Consider the following 20,229-nt stretch of genomic DNA (forward strand, 5'->3'; position numbering starts at 1 on the left):
TTCACCCGCATCCGTTAGACAGTTAGACTTTTGAGGTTTTTGTTCCTCGCGAAGTCCCCTACTCATACCCCTCTATTTTCTAGAGGCTCCTAGTAGGAACAAGCCGCACTGACTTCTGACTTCTGACTTCTGACTTCTGCTATACCTCCCGACCCTCACTTGGGCGGTAGAGTACCGAACTTAGTTCGGTAGAGTTGTTGAATTGCCAAGGCTACCAAACCAAGGGTAGTAATACCAAAGATAAACGTGGCTAGGGTACTGACTCCCACTACCAGCGTCCGAACTGCGATCGCAATTTTGAGTGCTGTCTGAGAGTTAGACGTGAGGGGTTTATTAGCAAAGGTTGTAGCAATCGAGGCAGTTAGAAAATAAATAGCGCTTGTCAATCCTCCAGAAATCAATGCTCCCGTAAGGCAGCGCCAGGGCGAAGGTAGCGCTTGAGTACTCTTAGGGGTTTCCGTGTCTTGGTTAGATGTTGTCATTAGTCAAAGCGTGATTAGTCTTAAGCAGGGTTTAAACTATTACCCAGTAGCTTGTTATCTCTACTACGTGTTATGTCTACTAGTTGAACTTTCCGGAGGCTGACCCACAGGGGATTATAACCTGACACATCTCAACCAGTTATCGATACCAGGATCAATAACGAAGCTACCAGATATAATATTACCTTTGTGTTTAATGACTTAGTTTGGCGATGGAAAAATAACTGCTTCCAAGCTTTGTAGAGCTTCTTTGAAGTCTTGATTAACAATAGTCACATCAAATTCATCAGCAGCTTCAATTTCGGCTTTGGCAATAGAAAGGCGTTGGGCGATTACTTCTTCACTATCCTTACCCCTCAAGCGAATCCGCTGCTCTAATTCATCTAGACTGGGGGGTAGTACAAAAATACGCAGAGCAGAGGGAAAGGTTTTATTGATTTTCCTTGCCCCAACCAATTCTATTTCTAAAATAACAGACTTACCCTTCTCAAGAAGCTGCTTGACTGGCAAACTAGGTGTACCATAGTAATTACCAGCGTACTCAGCCCACTCTAAAAGCTCACCCCCTATCATCATTTCTTCAAACTGGTCACGACTGACAAAGTAATAGTGTTTCCCATGCACCTCCCCAGGACGAGGTTGCCTGGTGGTTGCTGACACCGAAAGATCAAGTTCCGGGTGTCGCTTCAGGAGCTGGCGCAGCAAGGTTCCTTTACCAACACCAGAAGGACCAGTCAATACAATGAGTCTCCCTGCTTCCATGTTGAGTCTAGTTAAGTTTCAAGCTTAATGGTTACCATTGTGACTATCTTTATTGATAACGAAGCGATGAGCAACAGTTTCTGGCTGAATTGCCGAGAGGATGACATGGCTGGAATCGGTCACAATTACCGCTCTGGTGCGACGCCCGTAGGTTGCATCAATCAGATATCCACGCTCTTTTGCCTCAGTAATGATCCGCTTGATAGGAGCAGACTCTGGAGAAACAATTGCTACAACTCGGTTTGCTGAAACAATGTTACCAAAACCAATATTAATCAGCTGAATGTCCATGAGCAACTAACGGCAAAAGCCGGATGAGAAGCTAGTATAAGTATTCAAGTACAATAGTAGCGACATTAATTTAGCCTTACAAGCCTAAAATCTGGTAAAAAACCGGATTTTAGGGAATCATCCGTTTTCACTGTTGAGTGCATAGGGTGTTTTACTCCTAGATAACCAACCCATGGCTCAAGCTGGAGCAAGGGTGCGTGGGTCACTAATCCTGGGATGATAGCTGCTGATAGGCAAGGTACACAGCCTCCAGAAACAAGTTAGCCGTGACACCTGAGGGTACCTTTTCCAAGGCAATCATGTCTTTGACCTGATCAGCCAGTTGTCGGCTTAACTTCGCTTTTGCCTGAAATGTCATTGCCTCGCGCCGCTGCAAATACTCTCGAATCATAGCAAAGTCTTCTGGCTGCAAGGGGGAGAAATCTGCCTGGGTTTGGAGCTGATTGGCTAAGGCTTGAGCCTGATCGGAGATCTCGAAGCTAGCAGAAGCAATAGGCTGCTCTTCTTGGACTACCAGGGTTCCTGCTAACCAATCTCCCAACCGTTTTTCTCGTTTGCTAAAGATAATTAAAAATACTCCCAGGAACCATAAATCATCAACAGGTCTTAGCAAAGCACGTAGGGTAGCTTGCTGTAGTCTCACTGGTCTAGCATCATCACGAATAACACGAATTTTGCCATAGCGCTTACCCGGTGTTTGTCCCTGCCATAGGGTTTCAAACAAAACGAAATAACCGACGTAAATCGAGAAAGTAATAAATATATAAATGGCTACTAGCCATAGCCTTAAATCATTAATACCCAAAAAATAGTCTAATAAGTCCAGCAGTTGGGAAGATAAAAAGCCCCAAGCAATTAGAAATACTAATAAAATGAATCCTAAGACAATATAATCAATTAGCAAGGCATAAGCTCGACTGCCAATCCCTGCTAAGGTTAATTCTAATTCAACACTTTCTGGGGTTTGTATAGTGACTCGATTAAAAAAATTAATCGGTGTTGAGGTTAGCTTCCCCATAGCTGCAAATCTATGCCTTCTTTACGACTACATAGATCGTAGTATATCACTGATTTAATGGCTTGCCAGAAGGGAACCAACAACGCACCACTAGCAAAGCTCAGCCCAAAAACTAGCACTAAATACAGCCAGATAAAAATTGCTGAGTCTTGAGGAAACCAAAGAGATAAAATAGTTTGTATGATGAATGTAGCTATCTGTACAGCAATCGAAATGGGTAGTGATATTAAAAAGCCAACAACTACTATCCCTTGAATACGTAATATAAATCCCTGAGTTAATTTCCAGCTGCGACCAATGGCTGCCCTGGCACCGATGGGATTTTCTATAGCCAGCGGTATTTCATAAATCAACAAGCGAGATATAAACCAGATAAATCCAAAGAAAAAAGCAATCATAAAAATACTCAAAACCAGAAATCCTATGATAAGCATAGCAACACTATTCTCAGGGAGAGTATCGAGACTATCTAAAATAGTACTGCTATTCCCAGAAATTGAAGCAAGGACTCCGATCAAGATACTAATAATAACAATAATTACCATTATTGCCACCCAAATTATCAAGGATACTAGGATTGCTACTCCAAAAGTTATCAAGGATACTAGGATGCCTGCTCTGAGAAAACTCCACATCCGAGGATTGACATGGCTGCGTGCCTCATTCACTGTTTCTGGACGTTCAATGATTTCCCTAAACGCTAGACGTGAAATTAGCCCAAACATGGCAGAAAACTTAGCCCAGCCATATATGGGAACTAATAGCCATAGATAACCGATAAAAGCTAGACGGTAATATAACTTAAAATGATCGCGGTAGATCCGCAAACCGACATTAACAACATTACCAATACTGAGTGGTCCTAAAGATTGGTTGGGACTAGGCTCATAAGACATGGGTCGATGGGGCTATTGATGGCAAGACAAGTTTTAACGCTATCTTAAGGGAGGTTTACGAAAATTACACGGAAACTTTATGAATATTAAACGTTGGATTGGGCGGCGGGAAGCAAATTGGAAACAGTTGGATACTCTCCTGCAACAAGTGGAGAAACGAGGAATCAAGTCCTTGCCAGCATCCCAAATCAAGGAACTCGCTAGTTTGTATCGCTCCGTCTCAGCGGATTTAGCCCGTGCTAGAACTAACCAAGTAGGCAATACCCTGGTCAAGGATTTACAACGACTCACCTCTCGGGGCTATAACCAGATTTATCAAGGTTCTCGCCGTCAAGACTGGCAAGGCTTAGGGGAGTTTTGTCGCTGGGGTTTCCCTGCTGTAGTGCAACAGACGTGGAGTTATATTGCGATCGCAACCGCAGTGTTTCTCCTCGGAGCCTTAATTTCCTGGTGGTTGGCTTGGCAAGATCCAGTGTTTATGTCCCTGGTGGTTCCGGAACAGTTAATTGAACAAGTACGCGATCGCCAGCAATTGTGGATGGGTTCGATTTTGGGGATGAAACCCTTAGCCTCCAGTGGCATTATGATTAACAATCTATCGGTATGCTTTCGGGCAGTGGCTGGTGGGATTACCTGCGGTGCCTTTACCCTATATGTCATGGCATTCAACGGAATACTGATTGGTGCCATTGGAACCTTAGTGGGTCAAAATAACTTAGCTTATCCCTTCTGGGCATTTGTGTTTCCCCATGGTTCCCTGGAATTACCCGCTATCTTCTTTGCTGGTGGAGCCGGTTTACTCATCGCTAGAGCAATTCTTTTTCCAGGCCAATATCGCCGGGTAGATGCATTAAAATTTTATGGCTCCCAAGCGGCTCAGTTGATGTTTGGGATTGTGCCGATGTTGATTATTGCTGGTATTATTGAAGGTTTTTTATCTCCCAGTCCCTTAGTGCCATCATTCCTCAAGTATTTGGTTGGAATCGGACTGTTTAGCCTTTTGGTTATATATTGTAGTAGCCGGAAAGTCGAGCATGCTTCAAAGTAGATTCCGAGCTTTAACTCGTAAGTAGCTCTCAACCAGTTGCTGACTAATCTGATTCGCTGGTGCATCCAAGACCAGAACTCCTTTTTGCTTCAACCGGGCAAAGGCAACTTGGCGCTGGGCAATTAAATCCAGAGCGACAGCACGGGTATAAGCGGCTTGCCCCGGGTCAGGGTTAAGATCAACACTAATTCTCTTTCTCCCCTGCTCCTGGTATCCCCTGTTCCAAAGCTGGTCTTGACTGACAATTTTCCCTAACTGAGCGGTATTAGGGGGAGTGTGCGCTAATTGGTCAACAAGGGGGTCTCGAAGGGTGACACAAAAAGGTAAGTAGCGAGGGGTGAGGCGTTCTAGGGCTGCTAGCAATTCAGCGGAAGCAGTAACATCCACTATGTCTGTAATCAGTACGACTAAAGCACGACGAGTTTGCTGATTAACGACTTTTGTAACAGCACCAAAATAGTCTGGTTCTAATAACACTGGCTGAATCGGAGTGAGGCGTTCTATGAGTTTCGATAGTTGATGTTGACCCCGTTCTGGTGGAATCCAGGTCGTTATGTCTCGATCAAACACACCCACCCCCACGCGATCGCCCCGATGTAACCCAGCTAATGCTAGGGCTAGAGTACTATTCAATCCCCAATCAAACCGCTTCAGTTGAAGTACCTGTGCGGTCATCAACCGTCCCCGGTCTAGTAATATAATCAAAGTCTGCTCTTTTTCCGGTTCCAGCACCCTTACTAAAGGGCGAGAGCGGCGAGCGGTGGCTTTCCAATCAATCAGGCGAGTGTCATCACCAATGCCATACTCCCGCAGTTCAGCAAATTCTGTCCCACTACCCAAGCTTCGGGAACGGCGCATGGTACCAGTATTTTCCAGGGTGAGGCGAATAGAAAGCGATCGCAACGTGACTAAGTCTGGATAAACTGCTACGTTCTGACTCCCTGGGATTTTCCAATCATCCCACACCAAGCCCCAAGGACTCAACTGGCGCACGTGAATATCTCCCCAGTGAAACTGGCCTCGCTTGGCTGGATGAACTGTATAGGTTAGTTCCTTGTTACTATTCCGGTCAAGGGTAGCAGTGATCGTTGGGGTGGAAACTGCAAACTCTAATGGATAGTAGTCCTTAATCAGAATTCGAGCAACCTGATTTCTAGATTCCACTGACAGCACAATCAGATTATCTCGCCCAATCGATAACCGTTGTAAAGGCGTGCGGGTTACCTTCACTCGGTTAGGTTTGACCCGTTTTCCATCCCATAAGGCTAAACCAAGGACAATTCCATCAAAGACAAGAGTAATAATTAGACTGATTTGCTGATTAAAAACAGTAGCGAGTAATAATGCGATCGCAATACCTAGTATTAACAGTAAATAGGTTCGTTTTGAGGGAATCATAGTTTTTTTTGAGTGCTGAGTGCTGAGCCACTCACCTAGGCACTGGAACTTGCTTGAGTAATGAAGCTATTACGCCATCGATCTGTAACCCATCTAACTGCACCTCTGGTTTCAGAATCAGACGGTGACGGAGTAGAGGGAGTGCGATCGCTTTTACATCATCCGGTGTCACATAATCCCGTCCTGATAACACAGCTTGGGCTTTACTGGTTTGTAACCAAGCTACAGCAGCTCTCGGGGAGGCTCCCAAGGCTAAATCAGGATTTTGCCTGGTTTGCTGAACTAAGGCTAGCAAATAATCCAGCACCTTCTCGTCTACTTGGACAGCTTTAACCTCTTGACGAGCACTAAAAATTTGTTCTACAGTTGCTAGAGGTTTCAGACGTTCTAAATCCAAACGGCGTCCACGAAATCCTTTCTCAGTATTAAGCAACATTTGCTTTTCTGCCGCCGCATCTGGGTAATCCACTACCAACTTGAATAAAAATCGGTCTAACTGAGCTTCTGGTAGGGGATAGGTGCCTTCAAATTCTAGAGAGTTTTGGGTAGCAATCACCCAAAATAATTCAGATAGAGGCAAGGTTTCCCCGTCCAAAGTGACTTGCTGCTCTTCCATTGCCTCTAGCAGCGCTGCTTGGGTTTTGGGTGGGGTGCGGTTAATTTCATCAGCTAGCAAAATCTCAGTAAAGACTGGTCCTTTTTTGAGGGTAAAGTTACGGGTATTCAGATCAAAGATATTGGTTCCTAAAATATCCGATGGTAGAATATCTGGGGTTAACTGAATCCGCCGAAATTCAGCTTGGATTAGCCTTGCTAAAACTTTGACAAGCAAGGTTTTACCGGTTCCTGGTACCCCCTCAATAATGACATGTCCACCACTAAGCAATGCTACGAGTAACTGTTCGACTAGGGTCGATTGACCGACAATTATTTTGCCAAGGGTTTGCTTGAGGCGGTTCAAGACAGGGAGATCATTGGTCATTTGCTTTGATTAGCTATCCTGTGGGACCGTCTTCGTGGTACCAGGATAGCATGGGCAAACTCTGGTTGATTGGGGGTCGGATTAGTTAGGTTTATACGCAGTAGTTTAAGCAATCGGGCAGTTGTGATCATCCCATCAATCAATACGAATTTTCTGCCATTTTCCCAGCCATTTTAGTAAGTCTGACTCCCTAATACGACGTTTACTAGATTGAATTTCCAGCAATTGTTTCAGTTCTGTAGCTGGACGTCCAGTTTGCTCAACCCAGGCATCAATTAGAGCTTGCTCCTCCAGCAGAGTCTGTCCTAATCCCAGTGCTTTTTGCAGTTGCAGTTGTTCGTCTTTTCCCACAACTTCCAACACAAACTCACTGCTGCCTGCTTTTTGCAAAACACCTGCTAATGCTCGGATGTAGGCTTCGCTGTTATCCACGACTGGTTCAGATAAGCTCAATGGTTGTCCAAAGCGCCGATTCAGAGCCCAGATGGCAACCAGAAGAATGATTAATCCTTGGATAAAGGCTGGCAACATAGGGGTTTTCCCTAAATAACTGAATAGAGTCTCACCGACCTCTCGCTTGATCACATCTACATCTTTGTAACCGTGGAGGTATTCATCGACCCAAACCGGATTGTGGTTAGTTAAATTCTCCTCTGGTTTCAAGGGAGTAACCAGTTGGGCTAATAATTCATAGTTAGCTGGAAAGTCCTGATAGGCATTGGCAGCAATATCGGATGTAGTGGCAAAGATAACTCTACCATCACCAATAGGCTTTTCCCAAACCACAGCACCAAAGCGATCGCTTAAAATTTTCTTCCCCTGATTACCCTTGTATCGCCGCCTGGTGTTAACCTTAACCTTTCCCGTTGAAGCCTCTTGGAGAGTACTAAAATCAGCGTCTGTCACCGGCTGCTTGACTCCCAAAATCACCATCGTATTGCCCTGTTTAATCCATTCTCGCTCTATACCATAAATAGCATCTACTGTCAACCAACTAGTGACACGCAATAAGGTAACCGAGCCTTGAGCATCTGTCTGATTCGCTAAATCCTTAAACGGTTTTTGCCAACGCTGTACAGGAGTTCCCCGTTTTGCCATGTAAGCGTACCAAGCGCCATAGCCATAGGGAGCGCGGCTGTAAGTAGAACCGCTATTGATTTTATTATTAGCTGGAGCAGCTACCAGGGTAATCATAATTAGTACCACCATTGCTATCGCACTAATTACCCCTAACCGACGCCTAGGAAATTTCATCCTTCATCCTTGGCCTTAAGGCCGTAGGCCACGCTGCGCGAACGGCCACGCTACGGGAATATACTTCATACTTCAACCTTTATCTGCTGATAAGCCTCCTTGCACCGTTCAAAAACCTGACTAGAGACTTCGGCGTTACTAAAACATAACTGCTGGTGGGTGATCAGTAAGATTTGGTATGGTTTAGGTTGCGGTAATTGCTGGATGAGTTGTAGATATTCTCCATCCGTGCGACTGGGATGGCGAGGGGCAATGCCAGTATCGTGTAATTGCTGCAACATCCCCATATACAAGCAACGACAGGCTTCGGTGTAGTTACCCTGCTGCTGATAGTTTTGCGATCGCTCCCACCAATTGACCACTGATAATTCTGGAACTGGTCGTTTTGTCACTCTGTTTGCAGCTTGATTCAGTTGCTGGTAATAATAACTAATATAAGGATGTAATCCTCTCAACAGCCGCACCCCTAGCCAGCTTAGGATTACAGCAACAAGTAACCAAAACGTTATCCTAATCCCCCGGGCTAGCATAGGAGACAGTAACCAAGATGGCAGTGAGCCTTGGGCTTGGTCAAGAGGCACCTGAGACATTGTCAGCTCCCACCACTCCCCGAATTGTCGTTGCAGCAGCTGCACCTGCCAATCCAAACTGTTTTTTTCAAAGGAACCAGTAGACATGTCACTAGTCAAGGCACAAGTTAAAATACTGATTACTAATAATGTTACACAGCGGATTTAGGGCATGGATTAAGTCATCCGTGCATCTGTGTTATTATTGTGTGAAGTCCACCCTTCTATTCTTGCCCATTTACCATAATCTAAAATAACAGTACTTGAAGCCGGTAAAACTGCTATTTACTAACATGACAAGTCTCTATACTGACATTGATATCAATGTCCCAAAGCAGAAGGTTTGGCAAATTTTGTTCCATAAACAGCAGTGGAAGTACTGGAACACGTTTCTATTTGATTGTGACTCAAATTTACGGTTTGAGCAGGGCAAAGAAGTCTTTCTCTCGCTGCGACGGCTTCCCAATGAAGAAGAGACAGAATTTGAGCCATTGGTGACACAAGTTCAGCCTGGTGTGTGTCTAAGTTGGGTGTCTTCTATCCCTGGCTTTCGTAGTGAATGTGTATTTGATTTGCAAGAAATAGGAGTGGGTCGTACCAAATACTTCCACAAACACTCTTATTCAGGTATATTGTCTCGGGTGTTTCTACCCTTTATCCGAGAGGATGAGTTACGGGGTATTAAACGAATGGCATGGGAGTTGAAGCGTTATGCTGAGGGGTTTTAGAAGGTTAGTATGGCGCTAGCACACCCTTACTCCGGGTGAAGTGTTAAAGATGACACTGTAGACACTAACGACTTAACCACACCCGGAAGCACTGGTTTACCTGACAAGTAATCCCTTAGTAACTAATTCCTTAGTCAAGATAGCCCATAAGTTCATCTGTCCCTTCACTAACATTTGTAGCAATAGGACGATTTTGGGGTAATGGCTTTACGCTCAGCTGTTTCCTATCGATGTATCCTGAGGATCCAGTTCCTTTAGCAGTGAATTGGATTTCCTTGTCTTTATTGCTATCTGTGCTGCTCATATCCCTCCTGGGACTCCTGAATCAGAGTCAAAAATACCTTATTATATAGCTACATCTGGTCTAAGTTGACCAAGTTAGGCTTACAGTAAACAAAAACTACTGTCAAGGTTATACTATCACATTTGATAGCCGTTTGAAGCTATTGACAGCATCAGCTCTCTATATTTTGGCCTCAACAATCATCATTCTGCCAGCAATAGTGAACCGATTCATCGGCCATAACCCAATAGTTAAGGCCAATAACCAATAACCATTAACTATTAACCATTAACTCTAATAAATCCTTAGCCTTGCTCTGGATTGTTCTATACTCCTTAAGGATTGGTTCTATTCCTTCTTCTTCCTTTTCCACATAATCATCTAAATCTCCAAATACTATTTTTATTTCTTCATATATCATAGTATATTTGAATTTAAGTTGCTCTTTAATATCTGATATCAACTTAGTTTTATCACTATCTAATTTTTTGCTAATCTTGCTAATGATCATTCTTTTTTTAAGATAAAGCGCTCCCCCGGAAACTAAAATCCCAACTCCGGCAAATGCAGCACCGATAATATCCAATATTACTATTTCTGTTATCGCCATAAATAGGCCAGCAATTACTGTTACTGCCGCTCCACCTAATACATTGGTGGCGACTCCACTAGCGTTAGATTTTAAAGTATTGATAAACTCAGCATCTTCAAGGAGTTTAGATGCTTTTTGCTTAACGTCTTCAAACACCTCATGACGGCGCTCAAGAACTTGGATAGATAGATGGCTATTACTGGAATAATTCTGGATAGTATTTAAATCTTGTATTAACGAATCAATTAGGTTTTTAATATCCCCTAAAAAATGGTGTGTCCCCTCTTTTAAGGTTTCTTCTAACGACACTTGTAGCTCTGGTTCATACTTGGCCTTGATCTGATCGATCCAGGCTTGGATCGAGGCATTTTTATTAACGGTACCAACAACGGACTTATTGATTAGTTTAGGAAAGGTGAAACCAGCGCTAAAATCGGATTTTATTTGCTCAGCAACTAGATCATAGTTGGCGGCTAACTTATCCAGCAGTTTACTAATCTCATCTTGAGACTTTTTTTCACCGACAGCTAGTTTAGTTTTGATTCGTTCTACTGATGATTTATCCAGCTCTAGTTGTCGTTGGATAGATTTTAATTCATGCTCTAATTCATCAATCACGTTTTGAGTGCGATCGCTAATTGATTTCAGTTTAATTTTATAAGTCTCCCCACCGGTAACCATATCATTAATAAATCCTCTCACTTCCCTAAACCCACTCCCCTCTTCATTCCCATTGTTTTCTAATTCCGCTGATGTCGCAAAAACTATAGGAGACTCAATATGTCGTTGACTAGCATAGTCTTTAACTCTCTGAGTATTTCGGCTTAATTCTTCTGGTTTAGTTAAATCAGACTGTTGAAGTATAAAGACTACTTTTTTACGCCATTGCTCACTAACATAATCCAGGAGTTCCCAAGCTGTTTTATGATAGGGATTCTTAGCGAAAAATACAAAAAACACTAAATCACTGTTAGGAATATAGTTTTCAGTAATCTCTTGGTGGTTGTCCAGAATCGTATTCGTTCCAGGAGTATCGACAATTGATAAAGTTTTCAAAATGTCAATCGGTAAACCAATTTTTCGTAACGTTGGGCTAATCTCCTTTTCAAAAGGCTCCTCTGAATAAACAATTTGTTGAATAACATCCGTACATGGCTCAACATCAGTTTTACAAATTTCTTCTTGAAGGAGGGCATTAATAAAGCTACTTTTCCCGGCTTTGACTTCTCCAACAATAACTAATAAAAACGGTTCATTACTATTTTTTTGTATCGTCCTGATTTTTGACTGTAATTCCGGTTTATTGATTTGACTAACAAATTTATGCAAATCTTGTAACAGGTCATCAATATCAAGTTGGTGGTTGTACAAGACTTGATCAATAATTTGATTGTTCATTAAAATTACTCCCCTAGAGTATACTATCCTACCTAAATTAGGACAAAATAATTATTAAATATAGCTATAGTAGATTAATTATAGTTATTTTCAAAGCATATCGCAAGGTAAAAACTCTGATCAGGTAAACATTCAACTCTCAGCTGTCAGGCATCAGCCCTTGATTAGTCATTAATCAGTAGTCATTGGTCATTTGTCTAATGCGTTCGCGAACGGAACATCGCATCTTAACAAGACTCAGCCGTCAGGGATTAGCCCTGAATATTATTTCACTCGATTCTAGTTTGCGTTCGCGAAGCGGCTCGTACCGAGCATTATGAATCGGGGGGTAGAGTCCCAATGTTGACGAGACCCGAATCCCCTCATATCGTTGTAAATTTTCTCGAAGTGCTGACGCAGTTGAGGAAGAATAACCTTTAAAATCTCTCTCACGGTAACTAACTGAAATTGACAAAATTTGCTTATTGTCTAAGTTTAATACCTCTTGGCTAGGTTTGTCTAAAGACCATTGCTCAGGACTGAGCCACTGATCCAGTATAATGAAATTAAGTCGAAATGGCATAGTGCTTGTAGATAGCAAGACTAATCATGGCAGCAACACACATACGCTTTGACTGGGCGATCAAAAAACAACTGCGGGATAAAGCTAATTATGTTGTCCTCGAAGGCTTTATCAGCGAATTACTCGGACAAGTGATTACCATTGAATCAATACTAGAAAGTGAAAGTAATCCTCAGACACAAGACAATAAACTAAACCGGGTGGATATTCTAGCTCTCAATAGTGCGGGAGAGTTATTGCTGGTGGAGGTGCAAAATAGTTCGGAAAATGATTACTTTCAGCGGATGTTATTTGGAGTCTCGACTCTGATTACCGAATATCTGGATAAAGGAGAGCCTTATAGTCAAGTCAAAAAGGTCTACTCCATTAATATAGTTTACTTTCCCCTCGGCCAAGGACAAGATTACATTTATGAGGGTAAATTAAATTTCATCGGACGTCATATCCAGGACAGATTAGAGCCATCAAATCTCCAGAAGGAGTTGTTCAAAATTGAGCAGGTGTACCAGATATTTCCGGAATATTACATCTTGAGAGTGAAACAGTTTGATGATGTGACTAGAAACAGTTTGGATGAATGGATATATTTCCTTAAAAATAGTGAAATCAAGGAGGAATTCCAAGCCAGGGGATTAGCCCAAGCCAAGGAAAACCTGAGGATTGAGAGTCTACCGAATACAGAAAAGGCAGCCTATCAGAAATATCTGGAAGATAAACGGTATGAAATTAGTATGCTGGAAGGGGCAGAGGCAGTGGGAGAATTAAGGGGCAGAGAAGAGGGCAGAAAAGAGGGCAGAGAAGAGGGCAGAAAAGAGGGCAGAGAAGAGGGCAGAAAAGAGGGCATAGAGCAGGGCATAGAACAGGGCATAAAACAGGGCATAGAACAGGGCATAGAACAGGGCATAGAACAGGGCATAGAGCAGGGCATAGAACAGGGCATAGAGCAGGGCATAGAACAGGGCATTCAACAAGAACGTCGTGCTAGCTTGGAGCGAATACTTCAACTACGATTTGGAACGATTCCTTCAGAGATATCTGAAAAACTTCAAGGCTTAGATATCCAACAATTGGACAACTTGATGGCAACGGCATTAACAGCTAGTTCTTTAGATGAGTTTAGCAAAAATCTGCCGAATTAATGGCCAGGTGTTAAACTAGAAGTCTAAAGGAAATTAAGTCGAAATGGCATAGTGCTTGTAGATAGCAAGACTAATCATGGCAGCAACACACATACGCTTTGACTGGGCGATCAAAAAACAACTGCGGGATAAAGCTAATTATGTTGTCCTCGAAGGCTTTATCAGCGAATTACTCGGACAAGTGATTACCATTGAATCAATACTAGAAAGTGAAAGTAATCCTCAGACACAAGACAATAAACTAAACCGGGTGGATATTCTAGCTCTCAATAGTGCGGGAGAGTTATTGCTGGTGGAGGTGCAAAATAGTTCGGAAAATGATTACTTTCAGCGGATGTTATTTGGAGTCTCGACTCTGATTACCGAATATCTGGATAAAGGAGAGCCTTATAGTCAAGTCAAAAAGGTCTACTCCATTAATATAGTTTACTTTCCCCTCGGCCAAGGACAAGATTACATTTATGAGGGTAAATTAAATTTCATCGGACGTCATATCCAGGACAGATTAGAGCCATCAAATCTCCAGAAGGAGTTGTTCAAAATTGAGCAGGTGTACCAGATATTTCCGGAATATTACATCTTGAGAGTGAAACAGTTTGATGATGTGACTAGAAACAGTTTGGATGAATGGATATATTTCCTTAAAAATAGTGAAATCAAGGAGGAATTCCAAGCCAGGGGATTAGCCCAAGCCAAGGAAAACCTGAGGATTGAGAGTCTACCGAATACCGAAAAGGCAGCCTATCAGAAATATCTGGAAGATAAACGGTATGAAATTAGTATGCTGGAAGGGGCAGAGGCAGTGGGAGAGTTAAGGGGCAGAGAAGAGGGCATAAAAGAGGGCAGACAACAGGGGATATTAGAAGGCATTCAACAAGAACGTCGTGCTAACTTGGAGCGAATACTCCAACTACGATTTGGAACGATTCCTTCAGAGATATCTGGGAAAATCCAAGGTAATGATCTCCAACAACTGGACAACTTGATGGCAACAGCATTAACAGCTAATTCTTTAGATGAGTTTAGCCAACATCTGCCTTAACCATTGAACCTACCCTACGGGAACGCCAAGGGCGAACAACCTTCAACCCAACGACACCACAACTCCTAAACTTTCATTCCCAATCCTATCCACTGCTGACAAGGCATAGATTCCAGACTCTAGCGCTATCTCCAGCGTGGCTGAATTCAGGATTTTGTACAACCTCCAAACCCCATCTTGTTGTCGATAAAGGGTCCAATAACAAATTTCTCCATCACAAACTTTCTGCCAACTTAGCTTACCATCTCTTGCTCTGACATTACCTGGTGTTTTAGGTCGCTCAGTTTTTAACCACTCCATCGTAGGAACAACAGCAGGCTCAGAATAAATAGAGCTTTTGAACTGGTCAACCACCTCTAAACGATTTTCTGTGAATACTTTCATGCTATAGAAAATATTGCCCAGAGAAATTTGAGACACTAGGTTACGGCTAATTTCAACTTGTTCTTCATACTCAGAAATCGGCCACTCTTCTCCATCTAACTTACTGAGTCTATTCCCAGAATAAATGTGTCTATTTTTAGGATTATTTTCTGTCCACCATTGCAGTAAAACCGGATAACTTTGCGCAGGAGGTTCAATGCGCCAGTAAAGTTGAGGAGCAATATAATCGACCCAGCCTTCTTCTAACCATTTTTTCGGGTCAGCATAGATAGCTTCATATTGATCTAATCCCTTAATTTGAGGAGGTTGTCCAGGACGATAAATTCCAAAAGGACTAATCCCAAATTTCACTGTTGGCTTAGTAGCTTTAATGCCAGTGTAGAGACGCTCAACTATCTTATTCACATTGTCCCTGCGCCAATCCCCCAAACTCAGTTCACCCCCAGCTTCCTGATAAGCTTCATAAGTTTTTTGATCAGGAAAATCTTGATCTTTGATAGGATAAGGATAGAAATAGTCATCCAGATGAATCCCATCGACATCATAACGACCCACTACATCCAGAATCACGTTATAAGTCCAGTCTTGAACTGTTTTTACTCCTGGATCCATCCACAATTGCTTACCGTATTGATACACATAGTTTGAATGGGTAACGCTGATGTGAGGCTTGACTTTTGTGGAAACTTGTGATCCTGTTGCAGCACGGAACGGGTTAAACCAGGCGTGTAGTTCAATATTGCGATTGTGACATTCTGCGATCGCAAACTCCAGCGGGTCGTAAAACGGTTCTGGTGGTTGCCCTTGGGTACCTGTTAGCCATTCACTCCAAGGTTCTAATTCTGAGGCATATAAAGCATCTGCTGTAGGTCGTACCTGTAAAAACATAGCATTGAGGTTAAGTTCCTCAATCCGGTCAATAATCTCGATCAGTTCCTCTTGTTGGTTTTCAGCTGCTAGACCCTTTTCAGACGGCCAGTCAATGTTCCAGACACTGGCAACCCAAACTCCCCGAAACTCTCGCTGATGGCTAACCTCCCTAGTGGTTTGGAAAGCAACCGTGTATTTTGAGTTTAGGTCCGGCACCTGACCCAAATACGCCAAAGCTTGATAGATAAACGCTGCCACATCAGCACGAGTTGCCACTTGAGTGGGTCGCAGTCGCTTGGGATTGGGATAATTGACGATTATGTTAGCATCCGTAGCGGTGGCTATCCTGTCTCGGGCATAACCAGGAATTTTATCCACATCTTGATAGAGTTGGGGTAGCTCTATCTGTACATCCGATATCTCACTCAAGGGAAGGTTCAAGCCAGATGCGATCGCTACCAAGGCTTCCACTCGAACCAGATTAGTGTCTGGGCGGAAGCGATTACCAGGATAACCCGACATAAAGCCAGTTTCGTAAGCATATTGAATCGCCTCCAAAGCCCAGTGTTTCTGTGATACATCAATAAACTTCGGAGCAGATCGTTGTTTTTCGGGTTGGGAAAAAGCGTTTTTTAATATGGCAGCAAACTGAGATCGATTGATGGGTAGATTAGGTCGGAATCTGCCATCAGGGAAACCGCTAATCATTCCCTGATTGGCTAAACCTTCAATAAATGGCTTTGCCCAGTGATTTTCCGTATCAGGGAAGCCAGTTTTAGAAGCTACCATAGTTTTATTGCGAGGCATATTGGGGGCTTAACCGCAATTTTAGCCGCACTATTATAGCAAGTGGCAAATTAATATCAAGTTGCGTTTACAGATAGTAAATTCACCGATGGGGAGATGGTCAGAGGTCGTGATGGCAGGGAATAACTATATTGAATACATGAAAAGTCCCTAGATCAGACCGGATAAGTAATGAAGTGATCAGGGGTGATGGTAATAATTTGTGATTCAATAGTCTTTTGTCAGTTATCCCCTCATCCACTCATCCCCTCATCCGCTCATCTCCTCATCCGCTCATCCCTTGCTCTGGTGAAGCCATAGTTAAGCAATATCAGGGGGTTGATTGTTAGAATCTGACTTGGGTGCTGACCGGATTTGCTGTAGTTGAGCTTGTATTAAATTTCGTAGGTCCTCTCGAGAGACCTCTGAACCAACCGCTAAATTACCAGGTGTATCAAAGAAAACAGTACTAGTGACGGTGTCGATTGCCAACATCTGAAACAAAATGTGAGTGACTGGCACCCCGCACGCCATAAGTTGAGGATCCCAATCAGAATGAAAATTGGCAGCATCTTGAACAGTCGGAAAAGCATAAATAACATTTTTCTCCAGATCAGGGTTAGCACGATTACTCAGTGTCGTCAACACCCAACCTTGGTCAAGATTTTGGAGAATGTAATATTCCAGATGGTTTAGTTGTTCCGCCAGAAGTTTGAGTACTGGAGCGATCGCTTCAATCGCTTGAGGCGTCGTTCCATCTTGTGGAGCATTATCAATCAAATTGTTAATTTGTTCGTCTAATTCCATAGGAGCTATAGGGTGAGGAATTTGGCTGCACATAGTCTAAACCTAAATCAAATTTGTCGAGAGTACCTGTATGTTAGGGTCGTTATTTAATGAAAATCATGATGAGGGAAGTCTGCCTGGGCGTGGAAGGACTATTTGAACTGCTGTATAACGAACTCCGGCAGTCCACTCGTGCTTCTAAGCAAAACTGCCAGGACGTAGCAAGACGTATCGCTGATGAAGTTAATCGTATTTGCAATGAAAGTAATCGGATTCAAACCTCTGGGGATGTGGACAGCTGGGCTCAAAACCTCGCTAACCATCGTCTCAAGCAAGTTTGTCATTACTACAAACTGGGGTCGCTCCAAGGAAGGGTAGAACTACAGAGTACTCTTAGTGCGATTATCTACCGCTACATTACACCCCATCAAACGCCGACCAGTTACCAGGCGCGGCTGAATATGATTGAAGATTTCTTACAGGGATTCTATGCCGAAGCCTTAAATGCCTTTCGGCGGGAAACCTCCCTGGAGGAAACCTATCGTCCCCGCAGTCTCCTGGAACTATCAGAATATATGGCGTTTACAGAGCGCTATGGTAAACGACGTATTCCTTTACCCGGTCGCCGTTCCCAACAGTTGATCATTCTACGTGCTCAAACCTTTTCCCAACAGCAACCTCCAGAAACCTCTGTGGATATGGATACAGCGGCGGAAGGAGCAGCACAAGAGTCAGATGCGACTTGGAATGATGCGGCGATTCAGCAGGTGCGGGAGGCAATGGTGTTATCGGATTCTGAACCCCTAGACTCCAGCCTGCGGGAAACTGTAATCAAAGAATTATTCGCCTATCTCAAAGAACGCCAGCAACAGGATTGTGCGGATTACTTTACTCTGCGGCTGAAAGACCTGCCAACCAGGGAAATTGAGGAGATTTTAGGCATCAATCCCAGACAGCGGGACTATTTACAACAACGGTTTAAGTATCATCTGATTCGGTTTGCTCTGTCTCACCGCTGGGAATTGGTACATCAGTGGCTGGGAGCAGATTTGGATCGAAATCTGGGGCTAACACCAAAAGAATGGCAACGATTTCAACAAAAACTGAGCTCCCAACAGTCAGAATTACTTAAACTCAAACAACAAGGTTACTCCAATGAACAAATTTCTAAGACCTTGGGTTGTACACTAAACCAGGCACAGAAGCGATGGTTTAAGTTGCTCGAAATTGCCTGGGATATTCGTAATAGTTCAGTATCCGGATCCGGTAGATCTAAAGATGAATAGTGACATAGATAACAATATGGACGCTTTCTATAGCCGCTTAATGGCTTGGCTAAAAGAGTCCCGTCCCGCTGCTTCAATACCATCAAACGGTCAAGTAAACGATACTGTACCTCTGGGTGAGACAACAGCAGCGGATTTTGACTTTGATGTATATCCCCTGGATTTATCAGAATCACTGGACTTGGAAAACTTGAACATTGTCCCTAATCACAATGGCGAAGCGGCTTTAGACCGCATGTGGGTGAATTCACTAGAATCGAACACCCATGATGACCTTACACTAGGCGGTGAAATCCGCCGCTACAACTTGGGAGAGATGTCAACCGTGCAAAATCGTTTCCAGACGCTATTGAAGCGCAAACTACAAGCTCAAATTGAACTTAACCCACCTCTGTTTCCTTGGGAGACAGAAATTTCAGACTATGAAACTGATATTGTTGACGCAATAGCGGAGTCTTGGGTTTCCGGAGTTAGGTTTTGGATGCCACAGTTGTCTAACTTGGCCTTACCAACTGCCATACCAGAAAACGTTTTATCTCAATTGCTAGAAGCCTGCTCTGAGGCAGTGTCTTCCCAGTATCAGCTAGGAGCTAAACTGGTTAGGGCAGTTCAAAAGCTGTTTCCTGACGAATTCTATGCCCTTAACTCCTGGAGTGGCAGGATCTTGATGACACCTACCCGTTCTCCAGAAGAACAAGTGCAATCCCTACCTTACGAAGAAGCTAACAATGAGCAAAAGATGGTCTTGGCTCTGTTAGCAGCTAAGGAAATTCTTACCACCCTCACCATTCCAGTTTCACCAAATCAAACTCCTGTGGAGCGCCAGTGGGAGACTAGTGCTGGTTTAGTAACTCTGCGAGCAGAATATCATCAAGAAGATGGTGTGTCTCAGCTACGGGTCAGCACTCGTTTGCCTAGAGGTGGTAGCTTGACTCTAGGTACACCTCAAGCCTCGGCAAAAGCAGAACGTACCTATCCAGGTTACCTGAGTGTAGAATCCTATGATTTACAACCCAATCAGATTTGTTCTATCGAGATTCGCTTCGATCATGGAGAACAGAAACCTTTGACCTTTGCAATCTGCCCGACAAATTAGTCAGAATACTTGCAGGTTAACAGGTTGCAGGTTAACAGGTTAGTAGGTTGCAGGTTAACAGGTTAACAGGTTGCAGGTTAACAGGTTGCAGGTTAACAGGTTGCAGGTTAACAGGTTGCAGGTTAACAGGTTAACAGGTTGCAGGTTAACAGGTTGCAGGTTAACAGGTTGCAGGTTAACAGGTTGCAGGTTAACAGGTTGCAGGTTAACAGGTTGCAGGTTAACAGGTTGAAGGTTAACAGGTTAACAGGTTGCAGGTTAACAGGTTGCAGGTTAACAGGTTAACAGGTTGCAGGTTAACAGGTTGCAGGTTAACAGATTAACAGGTTGCAGATTATAACCTTGGCCAATAGGCCACGCTACGCGAACAACATTCCAACCTTCAACATTCCAACCTTCAACATTCCAACCTTCAACATTCCAACCTTCAACATTCCAACCTTCAACATTCCAACCTTCAACATTCCAACCTTCAACAGTCCAACCTTCAACAGTCCAACCTTCAACATTCCAACCTTCAACATTCCAACCTTCAACATTCCAACCTTTAACATTCCAAGCTTGACATATAACCTCG

22 protein-coding genes and 1 pseudogene are annotated in these 20,229 nt (G+C 43.3%); 9 read left to right on the top strand and 14 right to left on the bottom strand.

Annotated features, from left to right (window positions below):
* Positions 1–155 precede the first annotated feature (155 nt).
* The 5 genes from F6K53_RS21570 to F6K53_RS21590 form a co-directional block, all read right to left on the bottom strand.
* Entirely contained in the window at positions 156–482 is a 327-nt protein-coding gene (locus tag F6K53_RS21570) for a DUF3082 domain-containing protein (RefSeq protein WP_293020670.1), read from the bottom strand.
* 201 nt (positions 483–683) lie between these two features.
* Positions 684–1,244, bottom strand: coding sequence for a guanylate kinase (gene gmk / locus F6K53_RS21575; RefSeq protein ID WP_293066420.1), 561 nt, complete (start codon positions 1,242–1,244; stop codon positions 684–686).
* A 24-nt stretch (positions 1,245–1,268) separates the two neighbouring features.
* Entirely contained in the window at positions 1,269–1,535 is a 267-nt protein-coding gene (gene remA / locus F6K53_RS21580) for an extracellular matrix/biofilm regulator RemA (protein ID WP_008191366.1), read from the bottom strand.
* Positions 1,536–1,740: 205 nt separating this feature from the next.
* Positions 1,741–2,553, bottom strand: coding sequence for an RDD family protein (locus F6K53_RS21585; protein WP_293082165.1), 813 nt, complete (start codon positions 2,551–2,553; stop codon positions 1,741–1,743).
* The gene (locus tag F6K53_RS21590; protein ID WP_293082168.1) at positions 2,541–3,449 is read right to left on the bottom strand and encodes a DUF975 domain-containing protein; all 909 of its coding nucleotides are present in this window, start codon (positions 3,447–3,449) and stop codon (positions 2,541–2,543) included. Before F6K53_RS21590 ends, F6K53_RS21585 begins: the two co-directional genes overlap by 13 nt.
* A gap of 79 nt (positions 3,450–3,528) precedes the next feature.
* Here F6K53_RS21590 and F6K53_RS21595 point away from each other — a divergent pair, with 79 nt between their 5' ends.
* Positions 3,529–4,497, top strand: a complete 969-nt coding sequence (locus F6K53_RS21595; protein WP_293082170.1) for a stage II sporulation protein M — start codon at positions 3,529–3,531, stop codon at positions 4,495–4,497.
* Here F6K53_RS21595 and F6K53_RS21600 read toward each other — a convergent pair.
* The 4 genes from F6K53_RS21600 to F6K53_RS21615 form a co-directional block, all read right to left on the bottom strand.
* Entirely contained in the window at positions 4,489–5,895 is a 1,407-nt protein-coding gene (locus F6K53_RS21600; RefSeq protein ID WP_293082172.1) for a DUF58 domain-containing protein, read from the bottom strand. The two genes, F6K53_RS21595 and F6K53_RS21600, sit on opposite strands and share 9 nt — an antisense overlap.
* 31 nt (positions 5,896–5,926) lie before the next feature.
* Entirely contained in the window at positions 5,927–6,877 is a 951-nt protein-coding gene (locus tag F6K53_RS21605; protein ID WP_293082175.1) for a MoxR family ATPase, read from the bottom strand.
* A 135-nt stretch (positions 6,878–7,012) separates the two neighbouring features.
* The gene (locus F6K53_RS21610) at positions 7,013–8,131 is read right to left on the bottom strand and encodes a DUF4350 domain-containing protein (RefSeq protein WP_293046478.1); all 1,119 of its coding nucleotides are present in this window, start codon (positions 8,129–8,131) and stop codon (positions 7,013–7,015) included.
* Positions 8,132–8,196: 65 nt separating this feature from the next.
* On the bottom strand, positions 8,197–8,820 hold the full coding sequence (locus F6K53_RS21615; RefSeq protein WP_293082177.1) for a DUF4129 domain-containing protein: 624 nt from the start codon (positions 8,818–8,820) through the stop codon (positions 8,197–8,199).
* A gap of 173 nt (positions 8,821–8,993) precedes the next feature.
* On the opposite strand from F6K53_RS21615, the gene F6K53_RS21620 reads away from it, so the two are divergent.
* Positions 8,994–9,428, top strand: coding sequence for an SRPBCC domain-containing protein (locus F6K53_RS21620; RefSeq protein ID WP_293020691.1), 435 nt, complete (start codon positions 8,994–8,996; stop codon positions 9,426–9,428).
* Between the two features lie 130 nt (positions 9,429–9,558).
* Here the strand turns inward: F6K53_RS21620 and F6K53_RS21625 are convergent, their stop codons facing one another.
* The 3 genes from F6K53_RS21625 to F6K53_RS21635 all read right to left on the bottom strand — a co-directional run bounded on the left by F6K53_RS21625 (position 9,559) and on the right by F6K53_RS21635 (position 12,263).
* Entirely contained in the window at positions 9,559–9,732 is a 174-nt protein-coding gene (locus tag F6K53_RS21625) for a hypothetical protein (protein ID WP_293066432.1), read from the bottom strand.
* Between the two features lie 253 nt (positions 9,733–9,985).
* On the bottom strand, positions 9,986–11,701 hold the full coding sequence (locus F6K53_RS21630) for a dynamin family protein (RefSeq protein WP_293082179.1): 1,716 nt from the start codon (positions 11,699–11,701) through the stop codon (positions 9,986–9,988).
* A 244-nt stretch (positions 11,702–11,945) separates the two neighbouring features.
* Positions 11,946–12,263, bottom strand: a complete 318-nt coding sequence (locus F6K53_RS21635) for a hypothetical protein (RefSeq protein WP_293028184.1) — start codon at positions 12,261–12,263, stop codon at positions 11,946–11,948.
* Positions 12,264–12,289: 26 nt separating this feature from the next.
* On the opposite strand from F6K53_RS21635, the gene F6K53_RS21640 reads away from it, so the two are divergent.
* Both F6K53_RS21640 and F6K53_RS21645 read left to right on the top strand, forming a co-directional pair.
* Positions 12,290–13,402: a PD-(D/E)XK nuclease family transposase gene (locus F6K53_RS21640; RefSeq protein WP_293082182.1), complete on the top strand. Its 1,113-nt coding sequence runs from the start codon at positions 12,290–12,292 to the stop codon at positions 13,400–13,402.
* A 76-nt stretch (positions 13,403–13,478) separates the two neighbouring features.
* Complete coding sequence (locus F6K53_RS21645; RefSeq protein WP_293082184.1) at positions 13,479–14,444, top strand: Rpn family recombination-promoting nuclease/putative transposase; 966 nt, start codon at positions 13,479–13,481, stop codon at positions 14,442–14,444.
* A 42-nt stretch (positions 14,445–14,486) separates the two neighbouring features.
* Here F6K53_RS21645 and F6K53_RS21650 read toward each other — a convergent pair whose 3' ends face one another.
* Together F6K53_RS21650 and F6K53_RS21655 are read right to left on the bottom strand one after the other, a co-directional pair.
* A complete protein-coding gene (locus F6K53_RS21650; RefSeq protein WP_293082187.1) occupies positions 14,487–16,487 on the bottom strand; it encodes a family 10 glycosylhydrolase in 2,001 nt (666 codons plus the stop codon).
* Between the two features lie 318 nt (positions 16,488–16,805).
* Positions 16,806–17,291, bottom strand: a complete 486-nt coding sequence (locus tag F6K53_RS21655) for a hypothetical protein (RefSeq protein ID WP_071102393.1) — start codon at positions 17,289–17,291, stop codon at positions 16,806–16,808.
* Positions 17,292–17,392: 101 nt separating this feature from the next.
* On the opposite strand from F6K53_RS21655, the gene hetZ reads away from it, so the two are divergent.
* The 5 genes and pseudogenes from hetZ to F6K53_RS45960 form a co-directional block, all read left to right on the top strand.
* On the top strand, positions 17,393–18,556 hold the full coding sequence (gene hetZ / locus F6K53_RS21660; protein ID WP_293082205.1) for a heterocyst differentiation protein HetZ: 1,164 nt from the start codon (positions 17,393–17,395) through the stop codon (positions 18,554–18,556).
* Positions 18,549–19,652: a hypothetical protein gene (locus F6K53_RS21665; RefSeq protein WP_293082191.1), complete on the top strand. Its 1,104-nt coding sequence runs from the start codon at positions 18,549–18,551 to the stop codon at positions 19,650–19,652. The genes hetZ and F6K53_RS21665 overlap by 8 nt, the downstream gene beginning before the upstream one ends.
* A 47-nt stretch (positions 19,653–19,699) precedes the next feature.
* Positions 19,700–19,786, top strand: a complete 87-nt coding sequence (locus tag F6K53_RS45950) for a pentapeptide repeat-containing protein (RefSeq protein ID WP_364301912.1) — start codon at positions 19,700–19,702, stop codon at positions 19,784–19,786.
* A complete protein-coding gene (locus F6K53_RS45955; RefSeq protein ID WP_364301915.1) occupies positions 19,768–19,884 on the top strand; it encodes a pentapeptide repeat-containing protein in 117 nt (38 codons plus the stop codon). Before F6K53_RS45950 ends, F6K53_RS45955 begins: the two co-directional genes overlap by 19 nt.
* 190 nt (positions 19,885–20,074) lie before the next feature.
* Positions 20,075–20,203: pseudogene (locus F6K53_RS45960) on the top strand (pentapeptide repeat-containing protein); the annotation flags it as partial.
* Positions 20,204–20,229: the final 26 nt, after the last annotated feature.

Origin of the sequence: Moorena sp. SIO4A1 (genome assembly GCF_010672065.1) — a bacterium.
Taxonomy (GTDB): domain Bacteria; phylum Cyanobacteriota; class Cyanobacteriia; order Cyanobacteriales; family Coleofasciculaceae; genus Moorena.